Source organism: Phenylobacterium ferrooxidans (genome assembly GCF_042714595.1).
In the GTDB taxonomy this organism is placed as follows: Bacteria; Pseudomonadota; Alphaproteobacteria; order Caulobacterales; family Caulobacteraceae; genus Phenylobacterium; species Phenylobacterium ferrooxidans.
The window spans coordinates 45,716-52,046 of sequence record NZ_JAOTJD010000035.1 but is presented as its reverse complement, the minus strand read 5'-3'; the positions used below and the strand labels follow the sequence as shown (position 1 = coordinate 52,046).

Below are 6,331 nucleotides of genomic sequence, written 5' to 3'. Positions count from 1 at the left end.
TGAGCTGCTCGTAGAGCCGTCCCATGACAACACCTCCGCCAATGCAGGGTGTTGCACTTCGTTTGAGAACTCAGGGGGCCCAGATACATCCGCCGAATTTCGGGCTTCTGTTCAGGTCGTGACCTACGACCTGGGTCCCGGCCTTCGCCGGGATGAGCGGTGTTTGGGCCGGTGAAACCTCCGGGTCCTGGCTTGCGTATGTCTTCACAGGACAACCAAGGCAGACCCATGAACAAGCCCCTCTTCGCCGCCGTCGCCGCCGCCAGCCTGCTGCTGGCCAACGCCGCCCCCGCCGCCGGCCCGCTGCGCACCGCGGTCTTCGCCGGCGGCTGCTTCTGGTCGGCCGAGCACGCGATGGAGCATGCCAAGGGGGTGAAGTCCGTCGTCGTCGGCTATTCCGGCGGCGCCTCGAGCCGCCCCACCTACCAGAACCACCAGGGCCACCTGGAGGCGATCCAGGTCACCTATGACCCCAGCCAGACCAGCTACTCCCGGCTGGTGGCCACCTTCTTCCACAACATCGACCCCACCGATCCCAACGGCCAGATCTGCGACCAGGGCCCGTCCTACCGCACCGCCGTCTTCGTGGAGGACGCCGCCGAGCGTGCGACCGCCGAGGCGGTGAAGGCCCAGGTGGCCAAGGAGCTGGGCAAGCCGGTGGCCACCAAGATCCTGCCCGCCGCCACCTTCCACATGGGCGAGGCCTATCACCAGGACTACGCCAGGAAGAACCCGGCGGCCTACAACGCCTACAAGATCGGCTGCGGCCGCGACGCCGCGCTCAAGGCGGTGTGGAAGCGCGGGTAGGACAAAAATCTATCCACGAACCACACGAACCACACGAACCACACGAACAGGAGCGCAAGGGCGCCCGCTAGCTGTCATCCCGGTTTCCGCGTAGCGGAAGGCCGGGACCCATACTCACCGATTTCTCCGGCACGCCCCGCGCATATGGGTTCCGGATAAGCCCTGCGGGCTTTCCGGGATGACACGGGTTGTTCGTGCCGTTCGTGTGGTTCGTGGTTCCGATTTCTTCGCTCACGGCGCCGCTGCTAAAGCGCTGAGCGCCTAACTACTCCGGGCTCTTCACCTTCGGCTTCGGCGGCTGCCCCGTCACCGGATCGCGGGGCAGGGGGGCGTAGCCTTCGCCGATGAACAGCTCGGTGCGCCGCCGGCGCTTGGCGTCCAGCATCACGCTGTGGATCTCGCGGCCCGAGACCGCCTGGAAGTCCTGGGCCAGCTCGTCGCGGTAGATCAGGTCCAGGCTGGCGGCCAGCACCCGGGCGCCGGTGGCGCGCGTCAGGGGATCGGTGGTCTCGGCCTGGTTCTGGGCATGGGCCTCGCGCACCCACATCTTCAGGGGCGGGGCGTTCACCGCCCCGAAGAAGTCGCGCCCGTAATAGGCCGAGGCGTTGAACAGGAACCGGTCGTCCACCGCCACGGCGGTCAGGCCGCGCTCGGCGCCGGCCCGCGCGGTGATGGCGTCCACCGTCTGCTCCCAGCCCTTGGCGCGCTTGAAGGCGTTGGCCGCGCCGATCTTTTCCGAAAACGCCGGGCTGATCACACAGGCCAGGAACAGGGTGGCGATCACCGCCTGGCTGGCCACCGCGCCGAGCAGCCAGCCCTTGGCCCGCCAGCGCATGAGCCAGGCGGCCACCAGGATCGATCCGGCGACGTATCCGGCCCCGGACCAGTTGGCGTTGGCCCGGCTGATGAAGGCCTGGGTGGTGACGATCAGGAACGGCGGAATGGAGAAGCACAGCAGGGTCAGGTCGGCGTCGGTCAGCCGCCGGCGCACGGCCAGCAGCACAAGCCCCCCCATCAGCACGGCGAAGGGGATCGGCCCGAACACCCCGAACTGCGAGACCAGGAATTCGCCGAGCTCCGGCAGGTTGAACAGCTTGCGCCCGCCCCAGGCGGCGTTGGCGGCGGTGTGCTGCACTGTGGAGAATCCGTGCGCGGCGTTCCAGGCCAGGTTCGGCGACAGGATCAGCAGGAAGGCGCCCAGCGCCACCCCCGCCGTCTTCCCGTCCCAGGCGCGGCGCGCGTCGGCGCTGATCAGCAGATGCAGGGCCAGTCCGATCAGGGCGTAGACCGCCGCGTACTTGGAAAGGAAGGCCAGCCCCACCGCCGCCCCGAACCCCGCCGCCGTCAGCAGGCGCCGGCGCCCCTGGGCCAGGGGCAGCTCAACATAGGCAAGCAGTGACAGCGACAGGAAGAACAGCAGGGCCGCGTCGGTGGCGATGGCCAGGGACGAGATCTGCACCCCCGGCATCAGGGCGTAGAGGGCGCAGGCGGCGAAGCCGACGGCGGGCCCGTACAGCCGCCGCCCGATCCCGAACACCGCCAGCGTCACCCCCAGGTGATAGAAGGGCGCCGCCAGCCGCACCCAGGCCTCGCTGTTTCCCCCGATCGCGGTGGTGGTCCAGATGGTCCAGGCGATCATCGGCGGCTTGGAGAAATAGCCCCAGTCCAGGGTCCGCGACCAAAGCCAGTACTGAGCCTCGTCCGGATAGAGCTCCAGGGGGGTGACGAACAGGGCTGTCAGCCGCACCGCCGTCAGGCCGAAGGCCAGCAGCAGGGCGCCTCTCCAATAGGCGCCCGCGCCGGAGGCGGACGAAGCGTTATCGGCCAAGCGATCTATCCCTGTCTGGCGGCGGACGGTGGCGCGGCGCAGGCGCCCTGTAAAGCGAATGCGTGTCTTTAAAGCAGCACTCCCGACAGGACATGATGTCGTAACAAATCCGTCACCTACAGCCACTTTTTTGGCGCTATAGGGACTGCAACGCGTGGGGCCCTGGGCTGGCCCTGCTGATGGATAGGGGATTCCGATGACTTCGATGAAGCGGCTCGCCGGTGGCGCAGCTCTGACGGCGCTCGTTTGCGCCATGTCCAGCGCCGTCTACGCGCAGGACACCACCAGCGCCGTGCGCGGCCAGCTGACCGGCGACGACGGCAATATCGTCCGCAATGCGTCGGTCACCCTGGTGCACACGCCTTCCGGCACCCGCGCGGTCACCGCGCCGAACGCCGACGGCATCTTCGACGCCCGCGGCCTGCGGGTCGGCGGCCCCTACACCATCACCGTCGCCGCCCCCGGCTACGAGACCAAGACCCTGACCGGCATCAATCTGGCCCAGGGCGACAGCGTCCGCCTGGACTTCGACCTGATCGCCCAGGCCTCGGTGGACGAGTTCGTCGTCACCGCCGCCCGCGACGTCACCTCGGAAAACTCCGGCGCCAACACCACCCTGGACCGCGACGGCATTGAATCGGTGGTCTCGGTCACCCGCGACATCCGCGACCTGGCCCGGCGCAACCTGCTGGCCTCGGCCAACACCAGCGCCGACGGCGGCATCTCCATCGCCGGCTCCAACCCCAAGTCCAACCGCATCACCATCGACGGTTCGCCCGTGCAGGACGACTTCGGCCTGAACTCCGGCGGCGTGCCCACGCGCCGGGGTCCGATCTCGCTGGACGCCATCGAGCAGTTCACCATCCAGGCCGTGCCCTACGACGTGCAGAACGGCGACTTCCAGGGCGGCTCCATCGACATCGTCCTGCGCTCGGGCACCAACGACTTCCACGGCAGCGTCTTCACCAACTACCTGAACGACGGCATGGTCGGCGACTCGCTGCGCGACAAGCCGGTGAAGCAGACCATCACCCAGTCGAACTACGGCGCCTTCCTGGCGGGCCCGATCCTGCAGGACAAGCTGTTCTTCGCCATCTCCTACGAGCTCTATGAAACCTCCGATCAGGTCGGCTTCGGCCCGGCCGGCCAGGGCTTCCCGAACTCCTTCTCGGGCATTGGCCAGTCGCAGATCGATCAGGTCACCAATATCCTGAACAACACCTACACGACGGACTTCGACGCCGGGACCATCCCGCGCACCGGCGCGATCATCGACGAAAAGTACTCGGCCAAGCTCGACTGGAACATCAACGACAACCACCGGGCCTCGTTCACCTACCGCTACGCCCTGTCGGAATCGGTGGCGCGTTCGAACCTGAACAACAACACCGCCAGCCTGTCGTCGAACTTCTACCTCTCGGGCGACGAGGACTATTCCTACGTCGGCGAACTGAACTCCAAGTGGACCGACCAGCTCTCCACCCAGCTGCGCGTCTCCTATCGCGACTACGAGCGCCGTCAGAACCCGCCGGCCGGCCAGGAATTCGGCGAGCTGCAGGTCTGCTCCATGGCGGTCAGCAACACCACCATGACCACCTGCGACAGCCCCAATGGTCTGATCCGCATCGGGCCGGACTCGTTCCGTCAGGCCAACGAGCTTGAGACCCACAACCTGCAATTCCAGGCCAAGGCCGAGTATTCCCTGGGCGACCATCTGCTGAAGGTCGGCTTCGAGACCCAGAACCTGGAGATCGTCAACCTGTTCGTGCCGGAAAGCGACGGGGTCTACTACTTCGACTCCATCGCCGACTTCCAGGCCGGCCGCGCCAACCGCCTCACCTACTCCAACGCCCCGTCCGGCAACCCGCTCGACGCCGCGGCCCTCTTCGAGTACTCGCAGAACAGCCTGTATTTCCAGGACGTGCTGGACGTCACCGAGGACCTGCAGGTCACCGCCGGCTTCCGCTACGACTGGTTCAAGAGCGACGACAAGCCGACTCTCAACCCGAACTTCACGGCCCGGAACGGCTTCAACAACCAGCAGACCTATGACGGCCTCTCGGTGATGATGCCGCGCGTGGCCTTCAACTGGAAGCCGGAGGGCAAGCCCTACCGCGTCAATGGCGGCTTCGGCCTCTTCTCCGGCGGCGTGCCGGACGTGCTGATCTCCACGGCCTTCTCCACCACCGGCTACGCCGCGGCCGGCGTCAACATCGTCCGCAACGCCAACGGCACCTTCAGCGATGTCAACAACAGCGCAGGCTTCACCCAGGCCGCCGGCGCCGCCGGCCTGAACATCAACGTCGCCGATCCGCGCTTCGGCTACGACCTGCCCACCGGCGTCACTGGCCTCGTGACCCCGGCCGGCATCCCGACGACCGGCGAGACCATCGCCTTCACCCCGGGCTTCCGGATGCCGTCGTCGTGGAAGTTCTTCCTCTCGGCGCAGTACGACCTGCCCTGGGACATGAAGCTGAGCGCCGACTTCGTGCACACCACCGTGAAGGACGCCATCGCCTTCAAGGACCTCCGCGCCCAGCCGCTGATCGTCAACGGCGTCATCCAGAAGACCCCGGACGGCCGCATCCGCTATGACGGCCTGCAGGCCACCGACGCGGCCCGCGCCGCGGCCGGCATCGCCGGAACCAACATCCCGGCCACGCGAGACCTGCTCGTCTACAACACCGACGAAGGCAAGGGTTACGTCTTCGGCGTCGGCCTCTCGAAGGACTTCGACTTCGGCCTCGGCGCCTCCATCGGCTACGCCCGCCAGCGCCTGGACGAGGAAACCTCGGGCGGCCGCTTCGGCACCACCGCCGGCTCGCTCTACGCCAGCCAGTCCACCGGTCTGGATTTCAACCGCGACGCCTACGGCAAGGGTTACGAGGAGGTCAGCGATCGGGCCAAGTTCGAACTCAACTACAAGCATGAGTTCATCGCCAACCACCCGACCCGGTTCTCGCTGTTCGGCGAGACCCGCACCGGTCGTCCGGTCAACGCCACCATGGGCTCGGCCTCCCGCGACCGCAGCACCACCTTCGGCGTGAACCGCTCGGCCTACCTGCTCTACGTCCCGGATATCGCTGGCGACACCAACAAGACCGACCTGCAGATCGGCAAGGTGTTCTTCGACACCGCCACCACCCGCGACAACTTCCTCGCCGCGGTGCAGAAGTTCGACCTGCCGAACAACGCCATCGTCTCCAAGGGCGCCATCAAGAACCCCGACGTGAACCAGCTCGACCTGCAGATCAGCCAGGAGTTCCCTGGCCTGACCGACGGTCACAAGTTCCGGGTCGTCCTCGATGTCCAGAACGTGCTGAACCTGGTCAACAACAAGTGGGGCATCGTCGAGGAATACGGCTCGACCGGTTCCGGCCAGGGCAACAACCGCATCATCGACGCGGCCTGCGCCAACGCCGCCGGGGTGGCCTCGGCCTCCAGCAGCCCCGTCTGCGACACCTACCGCTACTCGAACTACAGCTCGACCGCGACGGCCAAGTCGATCAACAACGACCGCTCGCTCTGGTACGCCCAGATCTCGCTCCGCTACGAGTTCTAAGCCTCGCAGCGACATCGCTTTCGCGGAGAGGGCGGCCCTCCCGGGCCGCCCTTTTTCGTGGCTGGAGCCAGATCCTCCCCCAGCGCGCCAGCGCGATGTGGGGGAGGTGGGGCGAGGCGCAGCCTCGAGCCGGA

At 66.9% G+C, this 6,331-nt stretch carries 3 protein-coding genes; 2 read left to right on the top strand and 1 reads right to left on the bottom strand.

Features of this window, described 5'->3' with window-relative positions; genetic code table 11:
* The first annotated feature begins 228 nt into the window (after positions 1 to 228).
* Positions 229 to 807: a peptide-methionine (S)-S-oxide reductase MsrA gene (msrA, locus tag OCL97_RS16690; protein WP_377370984.1), complete on the top strand. Its 579-nt coding sequence runs from the start codon at positions 229 to 231 to the stop codon at positions 805 to 807.
* A 265-nt stretch (positions 808 to 1,072) separates the two neighbouring features.
* Here msrA and OCL97_RS16685 read toward each other — a convergent pair whose 3' ends face one another.
* Positions 1,073 to 2,635, bottom strand: a complete 1,563-nt coding sequence (locus OCL97_RS16685) for an ArnT family glycosyltransferase (protein WP_377370983.1) — start codon at positions 2,633 to 2,635, stop codon at positions 1,073 to 1,075.
* Positions 2,636 to 2,831: 196 nt separating this feature from the next.
* Here OCL97_RS16685 and OCL97_RS16680 point away from each other — a divergent pair, with 196 nt between their 5' ends.
* Positions 2,832 to 6,197: a TonB-dependent receptor gene (locus OCL97_RS16680; RefSeq protein WP_377370982.1), complete on the top strand. Its 3,366-nt coding sequence runs from the start codon at positions 2,832 to 2,834 to the stop codon at positions 6,195 to 6,197.
* Positions 6,198 to 6,331 lie beyond the last annotated feature (134 nt).

Bases quoted from the DNA above. Each gene is read 5' to 3' on its own strand.
- msrA (WP_377370984.1), top strand. From the start codon at position 229: ATGAACAAGCCCCTCTTCGCCGCCGTCGCCGCCGCCAGCCTGCTGCTG.
- OCL97_RS16680 (WP_377370982.1), top strand. From the start codon at position 2,832: ATGACTTCGATGAAGCGGCTCGCCGGTGGCGCAGCTCTGACGGCGCTC.